The sequence below is a fragment of the Dethiosulfatarculus sandiegensis genome (assembly GCF_000931935.2).
GTDB classification, from domain to species: Bacteria; Desulfobacterota; Desulfarculia; order Desulfarculales; family Desulfarculaceae; genus Dethiosulfatarculus; species Dethiosulfatarculus sandiegensis.
In genome coordinates this window covers 13364-30976 of sequence record NZ_AZAC01000048.1, presented here as the reverse complement: position 1 = coordinate 30976, position 17613 = coordinate 13364, and the positions used below count along the sequence as shown (strand labels likewise).

The 17613-nt window shown below is 54.6% G+C and carries 15 protein-coding genes; 12 read left to right on the top strand and 3 right to left on the bottom strand.

What is annotated here, in order from left to right:
• Positions 1–258 precede the first annotated feature (258 nt).
• The 5 genes from X474_RS20860 (at position 259) to X474_RS20840 (ending at position 5299) form a co-directional block, all read left to right on the top strand.
• Complete coding sequence (locus X474_RS20860; RefSeq protein ID WP_044351765.1) at positions 259–1143, top strand: radical SAM protein; 885 nt, start codon at positions 259–261, stop codon at positions 1141–1143.
• 202 nt (positions 1144–1345) lie between these two features.
• The gene (locus tag X474_RS20855) at positions 1346–2041 is read left to right on the top strand and encodes a LysM peptidoglycan-binding domain-containing protein (protein WP_044351764.1); all 696 of its coding nucleotides are present in this window, start codon (positions 1346–1348) and stop codon (positions 2039–2041) included.
• Between the two features lie 43 nt (positions 2042–2084).
• A complete protein-coding gene (locus tag X474_RS20850; RefSeq protein WP_044351763.1) occupies positions 2085–3821 on the top strand; it encodes an FAD-dependent oxidoreductase in 1737 nt (578 codons plus the stop codon).
• 44 nt (positions 3822–3865) lie between these two features.
• The gene (locus tag X474_RS20845) at positions 3866–4645 is read left to right on the top strand and encodes an enoyl-CoA hydratase-related protein (RefSeq protein WP_044351762.1); all 780 of its coding nucleotides are present in this window, start codon (positions 3866–3868) and stop codon (positions 4643–4645) included.
• Between the two features lie 417 nt (positions 4646–5062).
• Positions 5063–5299: a DUF2080 family transposase-associated protein gene (locus tag X474_RS20840; RefSeq protein ID WP_156360869.1), complete on the top strand. Its 237-nt coding sequence runs from the start codon at positions 5063–5065 to the stop codon at positions 5297–5299.
• A 9-nt stretch (positions 5300–5308) separates the two neighbouring features.
• Here the strand turns inward: X474_RS20840 and X474_RS20835 are convergent, their stop codons facing one another.
• On the bottom strand, positions 5309–5677 hold the full coding sequence (locus X474_RS20835; RefSeq protein WP_044351797.1) for a proteasome assembly chaperone 4 family protein: 369 nt from the start codon (positions 5675–5677) through the stop codon (positions 5309–5311).
• A 266-nt stretch (positions 5678–5943) separates the two neighbouring features.
• On the opposite strand from X474_RS20835, the gene X474_RS20830 reads away from it, so the two are divergent.
• The 7 genes from X474_RS20830 to alaS all read left to right on the top strand — a co-directional run bounded on the left by X474_RS20830 (position 5944) and on the right by alaS (position 15750).
• Positions 5944–7917, top strand: coding sequence for an ASKHA domain-containing protein (locus X474_RS20830; protein ID WP_231688365.1), 1974 nt, complete (start codon positions 5944–5946; stop codon positions 7915–7917).
• A 392-nt stretch (positions 7918–8309) separates the two neighbouring features.
• Positions 8310–9113 (top strand): DsbA family protein, encoded by an 804-nt coding sequence (locus tag X474_RS20825; protein WP_044351761.1) that lies wholly within the window; start codon positions 8310–8312, stop codon positions 9111–9113.
• Between the two features lie 341 nt (positions 9114–9454).
• The gene (locus X474_RS20820; protein ID WP_044351760.1) at positions 9455–9907 is read left to right on the top strand and encodes a DUF1178 family protein; all 453 of its coding nucleotides are present in this window, start codon (positions 9455–9457) and stop codon (positions 9905–9907) included.
• A 229-nt stretch (positions 9908–10136) separates the two neighbouring features.
• A complete protein-coding gene (locus X474_RS20815; RefSeq protein WP_044351759.1) occupies positions 10137–11399 on the top strand; it encodes a CinA family nicotinamide mononucleotide deamidase-related protein in 1263 nt (420 codons plus the stop codon).
• Positions 11377–11952: an RNA 2',3'-cyclic phosphodiesterase gene (gene thpR, locus X474_RS20810; protein WP_044351758.1), complete on the top strand. Its 576-nt coding sequence runs from the start codon at positions 11377–11379 to the stop codon at positions 11950–11952. Before X474_RS20815 ends, thpR begins: the two co-directional genes overlap by 23 nt.
• Positions 11953–11970: 18 nt before the next feature.
• On the top strand, positions 11971–13038 hold the full coding sequence (recA, locus tag X474_RS20805; protein ID WP_044351756.1) for a recombinase RecA: 1068 nt from the start codon (positions 11971–11973) through the stop codon (positions 13036–13038).
• Between the two features lie 54 nt (positions 13039–13092).
• Positions 13093–15750 (top strand): alanine--tRNA ligase, encoded by a 2658-nt coding sequence (gene alaS, locus X474_RS20800; RefSeq protein WP_044351754.1) that lies wholly within the window; start codon positions 13093–13095, stop codon positions 15748–15750.
• Between the two features lie 128 nt (positions 15751–15878).
• Here the strand turns inward: alaS and X474_RS20795 are convergent, their stop codons facing one another.
• Both X474_RS20795 and trxB read right to left on the bottom strand, forming a co-directional pair.
• Positions 15879–16685 carry an outer membrane protein assembly factor BamD gene (locus X474_RS20795; protein WP_052515471.1) on the bottom strand — a complete coding sequence of 269 codons (807 nt, stop codon included), beginning with the start codon at positions 16683–16685 and terminating at the stop codon, positions 15879–15881.
• The gene (trxB, locus tag X474_RS20790; RefSeq protein WP_044351752.1) at positions 16682–17605 is read right to left on the bottom strand and encodes a thioredoxin-disulfide reductase; all 924 of its coding nucleotides are present in this window, start codon (positions 17603–17605) and stop codon (positions 16682–16684) included. The genes X474_RS20795 and trxB overlap by 4 nt, the downstream gene beginning before the upstream one ends.
• Positions 17606–17613: the final 8 nt, after the last annotated feature.

Here is a 17613-nt window from a genome sequence, read left to right as displayed (position 1 = left end):
TGGCAAAAAATCCTGAATTGGGCAACATGCTATCAAATATTCATTATCACATGTAACCGCCTCTTAATCGAAGAAAAAATAACATCAAAACTTATTTATGAAACTTTTTTAAACCAAATTAACTGTTCATTTGAGTTATTTTTATTCATTATCAGTTATCTTTATCACCTACGCGGCCAGCTTCCAACTATTACCCGCAGAAAAAGACAAAAACAAGAGATTCTTGACCCGGGCAAAGACCAGGAGTACTTTTCACCCATGTATTATGAAGGTCCCATCTATCGCCCCCCTTCCGAGGCGGACAGCCTTTTAGTCCAGGCCACAGTGGGCTGCCCCCACAACAAGTGCAGTTTCTGCATGGTCTATAAAAAGGGACCCAGGTTCCATATCCGGTCCACTTCAGAGATAATCGCCGACCTTGAAGAAGCCGCCCGCCTCACTGGGGGAAGGGTAAAAAGTGTATTTTTTCCCGCCGGCAACTCCATGGCCATGCCGACCAGGGATTTGGCCAGGATAAGCAGCAGAGCCAGGGAGCTGTTTCCCAATGTGGAGAGGATAACGGTGTATGCCTCCATGCCCTCAATTTTATCCCACGGCCCTGACGGGCTTAAAGAGCTTAAAGACGCGGGCTTGAGTCGTCTGCATGTGGGGCTGGAAACAGGGGACGGCGAAACCTTAAAGTTAATCAAAAAAGGGGTTCTACCGCGGGAACAGATACAGGCCGGACAAATGGCCCTTGAAGCCGGTTTTAACTTAAGCCTCTATGTACTGGCAGGCATAGCCGGAAAAGAGCGCTCCCTGAAAGCGGCTGCGGAAACCGCCTTTGTATTGAATGAAATCAACCGGGCAGGTCTTTTTACCGTTCGCATAAGAACCTTGGTTCCCAAGATAAACACCCTTTTACTGCATCAGATAAAAAAGGGGAGTTTTAAACTTTTAAACGCCCACGAGGTCCTTCTGGAGCTTCAATATCTACTTGAAAATGTAACCGGCCCATTTGACCTTTTCAGTGATCACTACACCAATTATCTCAGTTTAAACGGCAAGATGCCTAAAGACCGAAAACCTCTTCTAGCCCAGATTGAGACGGCGTTGAAAAGGCCTTTGTGCACCTTCAGGGGAGACTTTATAGGAACCCAATAGCATGCAGTGATAGAAGGCGACCGCAAGTTGAGCCCAAAGCCAGGTAAAAAGCTCTATTGTAGCCCTCCATAGGGAATGCTATATACTGAAGGGCAAGTATTTTCACAGCTTGCACCTGGTTTCACACCCGGGAATCCGCTGCTTTTTTTCGAACGGTAAAGGGCAGATCGCCATATATCTTCGAATCTGGAGAGAAAAAAGAATGACCACAAGCGGGTATAACGACTTGGGCCCCAAAATAGACTTGGGCCCCGCCCCTCAAGAAACAGACTTAAACCAGACCCCACCACTTAAGAACACCCAGCGGCCGCAAACCGGACCCAAGCCAAAGACTAAAGGCTCCTCAGGGGTGCTCGGTATATTCAGCCTGGTGGTGGCGTTAATCGCCCTGGCTTTTGGTCTGTGGGTATTTTTATTCCCGCCCCAACCGGTGATGGGCCCTCCGCCCTCTCCCGAGGTGGTTCCCGGGGGCGCCGCCGAACGGGTGGCAAAGCTGGAAAAAGACGTCAGCGGCCTTATGCTCCGGCTGGTATCACTGGAAAAGGAACTGGAGGCCCTTAAAAGCCGGGCGGGTTCCGTCAACCAACTCACCAAACTCTCCGCCCGGGTGGCGGCCCTGCAGGACAGGCTGGAAAAGCTCTCCCGGGAGGCAAAAAAGACCACCCCAAGCGCCCCGAAAGTTGTTTCCAGCCCAAAAACCACTAAAAACGTAGCCAAGCAAGCAAAGGAAAAACCTAATAACAATAGTAAAAAGTTTGTATATACTGTCCGCAAGGGTGACACTTTATTCACTGTTGCCCGCAGATACAAGGTTCGAATGAACCAGCTGAAAGAGTGGAACAACTTGAAGCGCGGCCATGTACTTAAGGTGAACGAAAAACTGATCATCTACAAGTAGTTGTACGAATAAGGGCCGGGTAGGTTTTGTTGGGAGTATTTTGATGAGTATGCGCGTAGTTATTGTTGGTGGTGTTGCCGCTGGCCCCAAGGCCGCGTGCCGCATAAAAAGATTGATGCCTGAAGCCAAGGTAACCATGGTGGACCGTGACAGCCTGATTTCCTATGGCGGCTGCGGAATCCCCTATTACGTTGGGGGCGATGTGGCTGATCTGGAAGGACTTTTGTCCACCAGTTTTCATATGGTCAGAGACGCAAACTTCTTCACCAAGGTAAAGGGCCTTGAAGTGCTGACCAGAACAGAGGTCACCAGGGTGGATCCCCAGGCCAAGGAAGTCTGGGCCTGCAACCTGGATACGGGCGAGGAAATGAGCCTGCCCTATGACAAGCTGGTTCTGGCCACAGGCTCCATTCCCTTTATTCCGCCTGTTCCCGGCAAGGATCTCAACAATGTGGTGCCTGTGGCGAATTTGCACCACGCCAAGACTATTAAAGAGATGGTCTCTCAAGGACAGGTGGGAACAGCCGTTATCGTAGGCGCCGGAGCCACGGGTCTGGAAATGGCCGAGGCCATGGCCGACCTATGGGGCATCGAGGTGCACATTGTGGAGGCCGCCCCCCAGTTTTTGCCGGGACTGGCCGATCCCCAGATGGCCCGCATGCTGGAAATCCGCATGGCCGAGCAGGAAGACATCCATCTGCATCTAGGCGCCAGCCTGGAGGAGGTGCTGGATGACGGCCAGGGAAATGCCTGCGGCGTAATCGCCGGTGGTGAAAAAATAGAATCCGACGTCGTCATCATGGGTTGCGGGGTGCGCCCCAACACAAGTTTGGCGGCCGAAGCCTCACTGGACCTGAACCAGAGGGGAGCCATCTTAGTCGACGATCATATGTGCACCTCGGATCCGGACATCTATGCCGGAGGCGACTGCGTATCGATCAAAAGCATGATCACCGGTGAAGGCATCTTCATGCCCGCAGGCTCTTTAGCCAACCGGGAAGGCAGGGTGATCGGAACCAATATCGCAGGCGGAGACGCCCGTTTCCCCGGAGCCTCGGGCAGCTTCTGCATCAAGCTTTTTGGCTTGAGCCTGGCCCGCACCGGCTTAAACGAGCTTCAGGCAAAAGAAGCCGGTTTTGCAGCCCGGGCCGTGATCGTGGCCCAGGCCGACAGGGCCCATTTCCATCCTGATCAGAAAATGATGTTCTTGAAGCTGGTGGTCAACGAGACAGACCGCCGCATACTGGGGCTTACCGCGGTTGGCGAAAACGGCGACGCAGTGGTCGGCAGGGTCAATGCAGTGGCCGGTCTTTTGGCGGCTAAAGCCACCCTGGAAGACCTCTCGAACCTGGAGCTGGCCTACTCGCCGCCTCTGGGAGCCGCTGTGGACGTTTTAAACAGTGCGGCCAACGCAGCCGAAAACCTCTTGGAAGGCAGGCTGGAGCCTTTGGCTCCGGAAGAATTCATAAAACGCCTGCGCGACCCGCAAGGTTCAAACACCGTCTTTATCGACACCCGCGCCTTTGCCAATGCAGAGCCCTTCCTCGAGGCCTTTGGAGACGATTGGGTGAACATCCCCCAGGAAACCCTGCGCGAACGCTGGCAGGAGGTGCCCAAAGACAAAAACGTGGTCCTGGTCTGCAACTCGGGCGTGCGCTCCTACGAGTCACAGCTGATATTGAAAGCCAAGGGCTACACAAACACCGTCAACCTGGGCGGCGGCATGGCCACCATGAACCGCTGGGCCGGTTCGGTCTTGCCCTCTGGGGATAAAGAATAAAAGGTTCTCACAGTCACGCTGATTTTTGCGAGGAGGCCGCTAAGTTGGAGTTTAGACACCTCTTACTGGAGACAGGCCGGGATCATGTCGGGGTGATCACCATAAACCGCCCTGAAAGCATGAACACCTTTAATTCCGGCACTGCGGAGGAACTTTCCCTGGCCCTTAAAACCATGGACCAGGACCCGGAAGTCCGGGTGGTTCTTATTAAAGGCGCAGGCAAGGCCTTTTGCGCTGGCATTGACATAAACGAATTTAACGGCAAAACAGGCCATGAATTCAAACAGTGGGTTGAAAAAATGGAAAACCCGTTGTGCGTCATGGCCGCCATGAACAAGCCTGTGATGACCCAGGTCCACGGGGTGGCTGCGGCCAACGGGGCCGGGCTGGTTTCAGCCTCTGACCTTTGCATATCAGCTGATTCCGCGCGATTTGGTTTTACCGCTGTCAAAGTCGGGCTTTTCTGCCTGGGGCCGGCGGTTCCCCTGGTCAGGGCGGTGGGGCGTAAAAAGGCCCTTGAGATGTTGATGTACGGGGATTTGATTACCGCTGACACGGCCCTTGAGATTGGCCTGATCAACCGCGCTGTTCCCCTCTCCCAATTAGAGGAAGAGGCCAGGGAATGGGCCGCTGAACTGGCCCGAAGAAGCCCCACAGCGGTGCAGATAGGCAAAAAAGCCTTTTACGGTATGGCCGATATGGAATACACCAAGGCCTTTGATTATATGAACGAGGCTTTTGCCAGGCTGTGCACCACAGAAGACGCCACAGAAGGAGTCAGCGCCTTTTTGGAAAAACGCGCTCCTCAATGGAAGGGACGCTGAAAGAACCAGGAGACCGGGCCTTAAATCAGGCATGACCATGCCCTGATCAGGGCCTGGCCTCAAGTTCCCAGGCAAATACGGGGTGTTTCCGTACTTAAAAGGGATGTTGGCCTTACTTGAGAATCCAATAGCATCCGGTAAGATGTAAATCTTACCGGATGCTTCAGGCTGTTTATTAACAGCCTGAACGCGGGCCTAAGGATGGCCCGCCGAATTACGAGGCTTTCCTAAGGCGAGTAATTCGCGCCGATTGCAAAACCACGTTTTTGCAATCGGCATCAGACAAAGTCCAGGAGGACTTTGTCTGCAAGCTATAGTCTCCGGTAAGATATAAATCTTACCGGATGCTCACACAGGCCAGGCGCTGCCCGGTCCCGCCTTGCCGAAAACTTGAACTTTAAATCGCGCACGGAAAAAATGAAACCAGATAACAACGTAGTGGCCTATCCCAAAACCCAAAATCGGGATGCGGACCAGACCATTAAAGATAAAAACCAGGAAGCCTTTGCCGAAAACCAGTTAGGGTCAGTAAAATTCGAGGTCCACGGCCTTGAAATGCTGGACAAACAGGTAAAACAAAGCGGCAACTCAGGGCGCATTTATCTGCCCCCACATTGGGTGGGTAAAAGGGTGAAAATCATCCGGGTGGATTGAAAGTTTCAATTACGTCAGTGAGTTTAATATGGCGGTCAACAGCTCTCCTGTCTGGGCCTCCACCTGGCTTATCCCCTCAGGCGTAAGGTTTTCCCAATGCATGCCTGCGGTTACCAGCACTTTTCTTTTCAGGCGAGCAGCCAGATTCTGGGCCAGAAAACGGGCTATCTCATCTTCTTTATGCCCCACATAGCAAAAAACACTGGTTGAAGCGCTTGTCTTGGCCGGATCGGCAAGGCTTTTCCTTGGCGTGGCCGCCGCCACAGCGCCGATATGAGGCAAGGGGCCGCCCGTTACAATCACTAAAAGATCCGGCCCAATTTCTTCAATTTGAGCGCTCAAACCAAAATCCACCGAGCCGGTGCGAACAAGCGGCATTTTCACCTTTCCCTTTCTCAAAAACCCAAGCTCATAGCTCAATATATACAAATCCCGCCCCCCCTGCCCACCTTCTCTTCGAGGGGGTTATCCCCGCAAAGATAAGGGTTTTAGCCTAAACTTAATTGAAGGCCTTTAAAAAAAGGGTTATCATCCCATCAATGCGGGGAAGGTGTGGCTGCGCCCGGCCCAGCGCCGGTCCACCTTCAGGACAAAGGTGATATACACCTTTGCCGAGGGCGCAACCCAAACAAAGAGGATTACTAGTGAGTGAAGAATCCATAAGCCGTGTAACAGTGCGTTTCGAGCCTTATGAGATCGAAATGCAAGTGGAACCTGGGACTTTCCTTCTGGACGCCGCCTTGGAAGCGGGGGTTCACATCAACGCCTCTTGTGGAGGAAAAGGAGTCTGCGGTAAATGCCGGGTGATAGTTGAATCCGGGGCGGTTGAAGGCGGACTCAGCGAAAAAATCAGCGAAGAGGATGCCGCCAAGGGCATCCGTCAGGCCTGCACCTCCAAAGTCACCGAAGATATAGTGGTGCGCATCCCCACTGAATCCGCCTTGGACAAAGCGGCCTTAAAGGCGCTCGCCACAGGCAGCAGCCAGCAGGCCCAGGCCATAGGCTCCAAGGAACTCAAAGCGGAAGGCAGGTTTGACCCTGCCCTCACCAAGTTGGCGGTCAGCGCCGAGCCTCCGACTTTAGACGACGCCAGAAACGATGTAGCCCGCCTGCTTGCTTCCCTTAAAAAGGCGGGTGAAAGGCACTTTGTCTTTGACTTTGAAGCCATTCGCGATCTGCCCGAGGCCTGGCGCCAGGGCAACTGGAACCTCACCACCACCATCATGCGGCCGGTGGACACCAAAACCAGCCGCAACCATGTTATCCGGGTTGAACCCGGCGACACCACGGCCCGCAACCTGGCCGTAGCGATCGACCTTGGCACCACAACCGTATGGGCCGAAATGATCGACCTCACCACGGGCCAGGTGTTGGGGTCAGAGGGTAATTTCAACGCCCAGATAAGCTATGGCGAAGACGTAATCAGCCGTATTGTATATGCTGGCAAGCCCGGCGGCCTAAAACGACTGCAGGAAACAGCCACGGGCTCCATAAACGACGTATTGAAAGCCCTGGCCAGCAAAACCAAAGTGGACTTGAGCGAAGTCAACCTGGCCACCCTGGCAGGCAACACAACCATGACCCAGCTGTTCTTGGGGGTGGAGCCCAAGTACATAAGGCTGGACCCCTACGTACCGGCCGCGGCCTATTATCCGCCGGTAAGGGCCAGCCGTTTTGGCCTGGCCTTGCCCGACCATGCCTCTCTGCTGGTCTTCCCCTCGGTGGCCTCCTATGTGGGCGGTGACGTCATCTCCGGCGTCATGGGTGTTGGCATGCACAAAGACCCCAGGCTGAGCCTTTTCATCGACCTTGGCACCAACGGTGAAGTCGTGGTGGGCAATCAAGACTGGATGGTTTGCGCCGCGGCCAGCGCCGGACCGGCTTTTGAAGGCGGCGGCATCAAGTTCGGCATGAGGGCCAGCAAGGGCGCGGTGGAAAACGTTATGATCAACCCGGCCACCGGTGAACCGGCCCTGGTGACGGTGGGCAAGGCGCTGCCCAAAGGCATCTGCGGCTCCGGCCTGATCGCCCTGGTGGCCTCGCTTTTACTCACCGGCATAATCGATGAACGCGGCAGGTATGATCTGGACCATGTCAGCGATCGGGTGCGGGTTGGTGAAGACGGGCCCGAATATGTCCTGGCCTGGTCGAAGGACAACCAGCTTGACCGGGATATCACCCTGACCGAGATGGATATCGACAACCTGATGCGCGCCAAGGGAGCCATGTATTCGGCCTATATGACCCTGTTGGAGGGAGTGGGGCTCAGCATAGGCGACCTGGACCGGGTAATTCTGGCAGGCGGTTTCGGCCAGTCCATTAATATTGAACGCGCCATTTTGATAGGTCTTTTGCCGGAATTGCCTGTGGACCGTTTCACCTTTGTGGGCAACGGCTCCATGCTGGGCGCCCGCTTGGTGGCGCTAAGCAACCCGTTGAGGGCGGAAGTTGGAGATATTGTAGACAAAATGACAAATTTCGAACTTTCGGTCGCCCCAAGTTATATGGACAATTACACAGGCAGCCTCTTTTTCCCGCACACCGAGGCCAAGAGGCTGTTCCCCGAGACCCTTGAGCGCATGCGAAAGGTCAAGGAAGCGGTCAGCCAAACAAGCTGATAATTAAGGCGGGGCCTTTTTAAGGCTCCGCCTTTAACTTGCGGGTAAACTCCTCCCGGAATTTCTCTGATGCCGATTGGCTCGAATTAATCTCCTTGGGAAAAGCTCACGATTCGTTGAGCCGCCATTCGGGATCCCCGGCACACTTAAAATTTTCCCAATGGTTTTGATTCGGGGGGCATAGTCCGCATTCAGACTGTTGACGAGCATGAAGCCTTTTAAATGACAGTCTCGCTCAATTACGCTATTTTTTAAGGTGAAGGATCTTTAACACTTGGCCAAAGTCTGCGGTTCATCAAACGGCATCCGCTCCCCCGGAGAGATTTGCCGGGATCCAAGGCTTTATCCGATAAAGGCAAATAACTCAAGCAAACTATATCTAAGGACTCATCATGCTAAAACCCGTCTGGCTCATACCGCTTGCATTTTTGTTGCTAAGTGGCTGCCAACATCTTTGCACCCAGCCCACGCCCACCGACTCCCCACCGGATAAACAGGCAATAGCCGAATACCTCAAAGCCAATCCCCAGCTGGTTCTGGAAGTCCTGAGGCAGAACAAAAAGCAACTGTTGGATATAGTCATGCAGGCCAATCTGGAAGAACAAAAAGCCAGGCAGCGTCAGAATGTAATGGCCTATCTGGATTCTCCTTTAATGCCGGATATGGACCCTGCCAGGCCTTGCCTGGGCAGTCCCAAGGCAGAAGTGGACGTGGTGGGCTTTTCCAATTTCCTTTGCCCGGCCTGCGCCCAAGGTGCGGATACTGTGGCCTATCTGCAAAAAAAACATCCCGGTGAAGTAAAATTTCACCTGCGTCACCTGACTGCCGACGAGTTTGCCAAAGACCTGGCCCTTCACTTTGAGGCCATTGCCAGACAATCTCAGAAAAAGGCGTGGGATTTTTATAAAAAGGCCATGGCTGATCAAGAAAACCTAAAAAAGAACAAAATGGCCTGGGTGGACCGCATGGTCAAAGAAATGAAAATTGACCGGGCCCGACTGGCCAGGGATCTGGCCGACCCTTCCCTGGCTGAACGCCTGAAAAGGGATTCTGAGGAGGCAGCCCTTTTCCAGCTTCAATCAACCCCCTCTTATATAATTAATGGAGTGGCGATTGACGGAGCCGCCCCAATTTCGGTTTTTGAAGAAATAATATCCCTTTGGAGGGAGCATCAGGCCAAAAATAAGAAAAATTGAGTTTATTTTAAAAATATACCTTCTTGTTCAAGCGTTTCCCGAAAAGAGAAGTGTGGCCCGGCCTGGCCGGATGACTTCATTTTCAGGCCCGCCCGACAAAGAAACGGATCCATCCACCTAGCCCGCACCCCCCTCCCCCAAGACTGTTTTCCCTGCACCTTGGGGCGGATTCCGGAGCGCCCATTTGAGCTTGCCCTTAAAAGCCAATCTGCCGCATGCCTGTTAGAAGGTTTTTTCGGCAAAAAATCAACATATTGCCTGTATCCTCGCCTCTTATGGAGCAGACTGGTCTAGTAAGCTTCGGCCTGATATGATAAAAAAAAGGCCCTAAAGGAGAGCAGATGGTTGTATTTGACTTACAGTGCACCGCCGGCCATTCTTTTGAAGGCTGGTTTGAAAACCTTGAGGACCTTGAAGATCAGGTCAGTCGCGGTATGGTGGTATGCCCTGTCTGCGGAGACGACTGTGTGCGGCGGGTCCCCTCCTCTTTTGGCATCGCAAAAAGTCACAAGACAGACGGTTTCAACCAGGAAGAGGCGGCGCGCATGCTCAGCCAGGCGTTGAAGCGGCATATCAAGGAAGATTTTGAAGACGTGGGTTCCCAATTTGCCAACGAAGCGTTGAAAATTCATTACGGCGCCAGTGAATCCAGAAATATCAGGGGGGTTTCAACTCCGGCCGAAGAAGAGATGCTGCGTTCAGAGGGAGTCAATTTTTTCAAAGTAGCCGAGGCTGCTCCAGAACCCCCACTCAGCCCGACCACCGAGACAGACGATTTTGACGACAATGATTAACCTGGCCGCAGGCCTTTTAGTGTTATCCTAATCCGGCCTGCCTGAGCCAAAGGCCCTTCAAACAGCCCCTATGTAAAACGCTATTTGTCCAGAGTCTGTTTTTGGGCAATTTCTAAGGCTTACTCCACGGTTGACAAACGAGTTCCAGGCTGCTAGCTAAAATCACTGGCTTAAACTGCCTTTTGAATTCACTTTCTCTTGCGAAGACTCCTTAAATGGGGGAAGCCCGATGGCACACGGGGTTATTATCTGCATAGGCGACGAGCTGGTAAGCGGTAAGGTGGTTGACGAAAACGCCCGTTGGGCAGCGGCCAGGCTCTGGCCCATGGGGCTTGACGTTAAGGCCATGATCACAGTGGGGGATGATCCCCCGGCTATCAAATCCGCTTTAAAGCAAGCCTTGGATTCAGCCGACTTTGTTTTGGTCAGCGGGGGTCTGGGAGCCACGGAAGACGATATAACGGCACAGGTCGCGGCCGATGTCTTTGCCCTGCCCCTGGCGGAATCCAGACGCATGGTGAAAAACCTGCGCTATTTTTTCCAGTCCATGGGTAAAACACCTCCCGAGGGCATAGACCGCCTCACCTGGCTGCCCCAGGGAGCAGAGGTTTTAAGCAGGGCCAGTGCGGGATTCAAACTCACCGCCCCCCAGGGCAAGCCGGTTTATTTTATGCCCGGTGTGCCGCGGGAGATGCACCATATAACTGAACATCACGTTATCCCCCAACTGGTTGAACAATTCCAGCCGGATCAGATCCGCAAAAGCGGAGAACTTTTAATATTCGGCTTAGATGAGCTTGAAGTTCAGAAAAGGCTTAAAGGAATTGCCGGGGAGCTTGGCATCCCCTCCCTTAATTTAGGTTATTATCCCCGTTTCCCGGAGGTGGCGGTTATTTTTTCCCTTAGCGGAAAACAAAACCAAAAAGCCGACCAAGACCTTGCGGCAGTGCTCAAGGCCGCCTATCGCAGGCTGGACGGTCATGTGGTGGCAAAAGGCGGTCAAACCCTGGCCCAGACCACGGCCCATGCCCTGGCCGATCATAACCTCACCCTGGCCTTGGCCGAATCCTGCACAGGCGGGCTGATCGGTCACAGCCTTACCGAGGTGGCGGGGTCATCCAGCTTTTTTATGCGCGGCTATATAGTCTATTCCAACCAGGCCAAGGAAGAACTCCTTGGAGTCTCTTCCCAAACCCTGGCCGAACATGGAGCGGTGAGCCATGAAACCGCCAGGGAAATGGCCCTGGGAGCAGCTTCAAGAGCGGGCACCGACCTGGGCCTTTCGGTCACCGGCATCGCCGGGCCGGGCGGAGGCAGTCCCGAAAAACCCGTTGGTACGGTATACTTCGGCCTATGCCATCAAGAAAAGGTCATGACAAAGGGTTACCTTTTCAGCGGCTCAAGAGAGCAGGTTAAACTCCAGGCCGCCCACACGGCCCTGGACTGGCTTCGCCGCTTTACAGAGGATCATGCGTTCCTTTATAGCCATTGAGCTTCCGGAAAAGGTGCGCAAAGCCGCGGATTCGCTAATCAGGAATCTCGCCCGCACCGAGAGTAGGGTAAAATGGGTTAAACCCGATTCTCTTCACATCACTCTCAAATTCCTGGGTGAGGTTGGAGAGGACCTTTTACCGGAGATCCAGGAAAGGCTGACCCGGGTCTGCCGGGATATGGGGCCCTTCCCCCTGGTTGCAGAGGGAGTGGGAGCCTTTCCCAAAAGAAGGAGTCCCCAGGTTATCTGGATGGGGCTTTCCGGAGAAACGGACCGCATGGCCCGGCTGGCCAAGGACCTGGAGGGCGCCCTGGCGCCCCTGGGGTTTGAACCGGAAAAACGCGGATTCAAACCCCACATTACCTTGGGCAGGATGCGAAGGTCCAGACGGGGCGCACCTCCGGCCGGGCAAAATGAGCTGGCAGAAGCGCTTTTGTCCCTGGCCGCCTTTAAAGGACCTTCCTTTTTGGCGGAGCGGGTTACCCTTATGAAAAGTACACTAACGCCTAAAGGCGCCATATATGAACCTGTTTTCAAAAAAACCCTAGTCTAGGGGTGGAGACAAAAAAACATGGCTGGAAAAAACGCCAGAAAAGACCCGGTGCAGGATCGGGACAAGGCCGTTGACGCGGCCCTCAAGCAGATTGAAAGGAATTTCGGCAAAGGCGCCATCATGCGCCTGGGTGCTGCCGAGGTGGCCCAGGACATAAGCTCCATCTCCACCGGATCCCTGGGTTTGGACCTTGCCGTGGGCGTGGGAGGAATCCCCAGGGGCAGGATTGTCGAGATCTACGGCCCGGAATCCTCGGGCAAGACCACCCTGGCCCTGCACGTAATAGCAGAAGCGCAAAAAGCCGGAGGCGTAGCAGCCTTTGTGGATGCGGAACACGCCCTGGACGTATCCTATGCCCGCAAGCTGGGTGTGGATGTGGATGAGCTTTTGGTAAGCCAGCCCGACACCGGCGAGCAGGCCTTGGACATTACTGAAATCCTGGTCCGTTCTGGCGGTGTGGACATCCTGGTGGTGGACTCGGTGGCCGCCCTGGTGCCCAGGGCCGAGCTGGAAGGCGAAATGGGCGACAGCCACGTGGGCCTTCAGGCCAGGCTCATGAGCCAGGCCATGCGCAAACTCACCAGTGTAATCAGCAAAAGTCGCACATCGGTGATCTTCATCAACCAGATTCGTATGAAAATCGGGGTCATGTTCGGCAACCCCGAAACCACCACCGGCGGCAACGCCCTTAAGTTCTACTCCTCCTTACGCCTGGACATCAGGCGGATCGGTAAAATCAAATCCGGCGATTCGGAAATCGGAAACAGGACCAGGGTGAAGGTGGTCAAAAACAAGGTTGCCCCGCCTTTCAGGCAAACTGAGTTCGACATTCTCTTCGGAGTGGGCATCAACAAAACAGGCGAAATATTGGATTTGGGTGTAGATGCCGATATAGTTGAAAAATCCGGAGCCTGGTACTCCTATGGCGAGGAACGCCTGGGCCAGGGCCGGGAGAATGCGGCCAATTACCTGCGGGAGCACAAAGACCTGTCCCTGGAGATTGAAAACAGGCTCAGGGTGTTGCACAACCTGCCCCAAGTGGCGCCGGCGGAGGCACAGGAACCCGGGGAAGAAACCGAACAATAATTACCGGCCACTATTTGAAGCGGCCGAGGCCAAACAGACAAAAGGATAGCGCCCATGAGCACCAGCGGTAATGATATCCGCCAAATATTTTTGGATTATTTTAACAAGCAAGGCCACAAGATAGTGGCCAGTTCTCCTTTGGTTCCCAAGGATGACCCCACGCTTCTGTTTACCAACGCAGGTATGGTTCAGTTCAAGAAGTTGTTTTTGGGACAGGCCAAACGGGATTATATACGCGCCACAACCAGCCAGAAGTGTTTCCGCGCATCGGGCAAGCACAATGACCTGGAGAATGTGGGGCGCACGCCAAGGCACCACACTTTCTTTGAAATGCTCGGCAACTTCAGTTTTGGCGACTATTTCAAGCAGGACGCCATCCGTTTTGCCTGGGAACTTCTCACAGAGGGTTACGGCTTGCCCAAGGATAAGTTATGGGTAAGCGTATTCGAGACGGACGACGAGGCCGCGGAGCTTTGGCAGTCTGAAGTCGGGGTGAAGCCGGAGCGTATTGTGCGCCTGGGTGAAGAGGAAAACTTCTGGTCCATGGGTGACACCGGCCCCTGCGGCCCCTGCTCCGAGATTCACATAGACCAGGGGCCGGAACACGGTTGCGGACGCGCTGACTGTGCCGTGGGTTGCGACTGCGACCGTTACCTGGAGCTGTGGAACCTGGTCTTTATGCAGTACAACAGGGATGAAAGCGGCAAGCTCACCCCGCTTCCGAAGCCCAGCATTGACACAGGCATGGGGCTTGAGCGCATAAGTGCCGTGGTCCAGGGTAAATACAGCAACTATGATACAGACCTTTTCACTCCCATCATGGATGTGGCTGCCCAGCTGGCCGGAACCAGTTACGGTAAAAACGAAGAGGATGACGTAAGCCTGCGCGTGATCGCCGATCATGCCAGGGCCTGCACCTTCCTGATCTCAGACGGCATCCTGCCCAAAAACGAAGGCAGGGGGTATGTGCTCAGGCGCATTCTGCGCAGGGCTGCCCGCCATGGCCGCAAACTTGGGCTCAAAGAGGTTTTCCTGCACCAGGTGGCCCAGGAGGTCATTGACCAGATGAAAGGCGCCTATCCCTCTCTGGTGGATTCCCGCGCCTTTATCGACAAGGTCATTACCAAGGAAGAAGAACGTTTTGGCGAAACCCTGGACACCGGCCTCAAAATTCTTTACGACGCCACAGGCGAGGCCAAGGCCAAGGGAGAGACGGTCTTAAGCGGAGACACCGCCTTTAAATTGTACGACACCTACGGCTTCCCCCTGGATCTCACCATGACCATTGTGGAAGAAGAGGGATTAAGCGTGGACGAGCCGGGCTTTGACCGGGCCATGGAGACCCAGCGCAGCCGCAGCCGCGCAGCCTGGAAAGGGAGCGGCGAGGAAGCAATGCCCCCTGCCCTGGAAGAACTGAGTTCCCAGGGTTTTGCTACGGAATTCAAAGGCTATGAAACCCTGGAGGCCAAGGGCAAAGCGGTTTTGATTCTGGTCGACGGCAACCGGGTCGACCAAATCGGAACGGGCCAGGAGGCCGAGGTTGTGACCGACCGGACCCCCTTCTACGCCGACGCAGGCGGCCAGCTGGGAGACACCGGGCAGATGACCGGTTCTCAAGGCAAGGCGGAGGTCACAGGCGTCACCAAACCCGGTGGCAGCATTTATGTGCACAAAATCAAGGTGTTTGAAGGCAGCCTCAGCCAGGGGCAGGAACTTTCGATGGAAGTCTCGGCCGAACAAAGGGCCCGCACGGCGGCCAACCACACTGCCACCCATCTTTTGCATGCGGCTTTGCGCAACACCCTGGGCGACCATGTCAAGCAGGCGGGCTCATTGGTTTCACCAGACCGGCTGCGCTTTGACTTCAGCCACTTCGAGGCAGTGACCCCGGAACAGATCAAGGCTATTGAAAATGAGGTCAACCAGGCGGTGAGGGCCAATATCTGCCTGGACACCCAGGTCATGGGCCTGGAAGAGGCCATGAAATCCGGAGCCACCGCACTCTTTGAAGAACGCTACGGCGATCAGGTGCGCATTGTCTCCATTCCGGGAGTCAGCAAGGAACTCTGCGGAGGCACCCATGCCCACAGAACCGGGGATATTGGCCTGGTCAAGGTCATCGGAGAAACTTCGGTGGCCGCCGGTGTCAGGCGCTTGGAAGCCCAGACCGGCCATGGCGCGATCCTGGCCATGCAGGATATGGAAGACCAGCTGAACCAGGCCGCCGCGGCCCTTAAAGTGGGACGCCAGGAGCTGGTTCCCCGCCTGACCAAGCTGCAGGCTCAGCTTAAGGAAACAGAGCGGGAAATGGAGAAACTCAAGACCCAGCTGGCCAGCGCAGGCACCAAAGATCTTTTGGAAGACGCTGTGGAGATAGACGGGGTCAAGGTCCTGGCCACTCAGGTAACCACGGACAACCCCAAATCCCTGCGTGAACTGAGCGACACTTTAAGGGACCGCATTGGTTCCGGAGTGGTTGTCCTGGGAGCCAAGGCGGGCAAAAAAGCCCTGCTTTTAGTCCTGGTCACCAAGGACCTGGTTAAAAAGGTTCATGCCGGAAACCTGGTCAAGGCCCTGGCCCCCATGGTGGGCGGCGGCGGCGGCGGCAAACCGGACCTGGCCCAGGCAGGCGGCCAGAATCCGGACGGCCTGCCCCAGGCCATGGCCAAGGCCCCTGAACTGGTGAGGGAGCAGTTGCAGCAAACCGCCTGATTTTGCTTGCCATACAGGAAATAAAAAACCCCGTCTGGCTTTGCCCGACGGGGTTTTTATCTATAAATCAAGGGGCCTTATGCTCAGAGAACATAAGGCCCCTTTAAAATCCTAATTTAAAAACGAGCTCAGCGGTCAATGCGGTCTAAGGGGTCATCCATATCCGGGTTGCGATTCTGGTCATAGTCATCACCCCGGTCAAAGATATTCAGATCCCTGCGTTGCTGCAGTAAAGACTCGTCATCCCTGCTCTCATCCAGATCAGCCAGGGCCACCTGGCATTTTTGGATGTAGTCCATGGCCTCGTCATAAAGGCCCACATCCGGGTAATGGCTGATGACCCTCTTGAACCTGCTCATGGCCGCCCGAAAACGGTCGGTGCGATAGTAAAAGAGTCCCACATCCATTTCGTGTTGAACCAGGTTTTCCAGGGTCTCCTGCAAACGCGGCTTTGCCTTTTCGGCCCATTCGGTGTTCGGATACTCCTTTATCAGGCGTTCAAAGGCATCCACCGCCTTTTTGGAGTTGCTTGGGTCCCGATCCGGAGTGAGCATCTGCTGTCTGAAAACCATGCCCATTTTGTAAATGGCATAGGGGACAGCCTCGTTTTTGGGGTGCAAACGCACAAAGTCGTCATAAGCCAGGACCGCTTCTTCATCCCTGCCTGCCTTGGCATAGGCGTCGGCAACTCTTAAGTCGGCCAATAGGGCGTAGCGGCTGTAAGGGTAACGGTCCTTAAGTTGTTGGAACAACTCGGCGGCCTCGTCGAATTCACCCTCATTGTAGAGGGTTTCCGCCTCGTTGGCCAAAACCTGGGCCGGAGTGTCAAAGGCCTCGGGAGAGCCGCCTGAATCAAAGCCAAAGCCGCAGCCCGAAGCCAGCGCAAACAGCGCCAGAAGTAAACCTAAGATCAGCAGGGATGCTTTTTTGTTCATGAATGATCTTCCAGGTAGCGTTGGGCGGCATAGGCCGCAGTTGCGCCTTCACCAGCGGCAACCACAACCTGCCTCAACAGCTTATCACAGCAGTCGCCCGCCGCGAAGACCCCGGGGATAGAGGTTTTCTGCCTTGCGTCAACCTTGATAAATCCACCGGAGGTCATATCCACCGCGTCCTTTAAAAACTCGGTGTTGGGAATGGTGCCTACGAAAACAAAAGCCCCATCCACCTTAAGCTCTCGTTCGCTACCGTCTTTAAGGTTTTTGATCAAAAGTGACTGAACCCCCTGATCTCCGCCCTGAACCTTCAAAGGCTGGTGAGACCAAAGCACTTCAATCTTATCGTTTTCCAAAACCCTGTCAGCCAAGACCCCCCTGGCCCGCAGCTCATCGCGGCGGTGCAGCAGATAGACCTTGTCTGCGAATTTGGTCAAAAAAACCGCCTCTTCAACAGCCGTGTTGCCTCCGCCAATGGCGGCAATCGTGGCGTTTTTGTAGAAGGGGCCGTCGCAGGTGCCGCAGTAGGAGACTCCCTTGCCGGTCAGCTCCTCTTCACCCGGAATGCCCAATTGCCTGGGCCTGGCGCCGGGGCAAAGCACCACTGTTTTGGCCTTTATCTCTTCTTTGGGCGTGGAGATGATTTTCACATCTCCCTTATCTTCAAGTTTGGTCACCTCGGCGGACCTGATCTCCAGACCGAACTTGAGCGCATGATCACGCATGCGGTCAGCCAAGTCAAAACCAGAGACCCCATCCACATCCCCGGGCCAGTTCTCAATCATGTCGGTGGTCAGAACCTGGCCGCCGGGGCTCAAGCTTTCCAAGAGTACCACATCCAGCTTGGCCCTGGCGGCATAAAGACCGGCGGTCAGCCCGGCGGGACCTCCCCCAACGATGACTAACTCACGTTGTTCCATGGGATTAA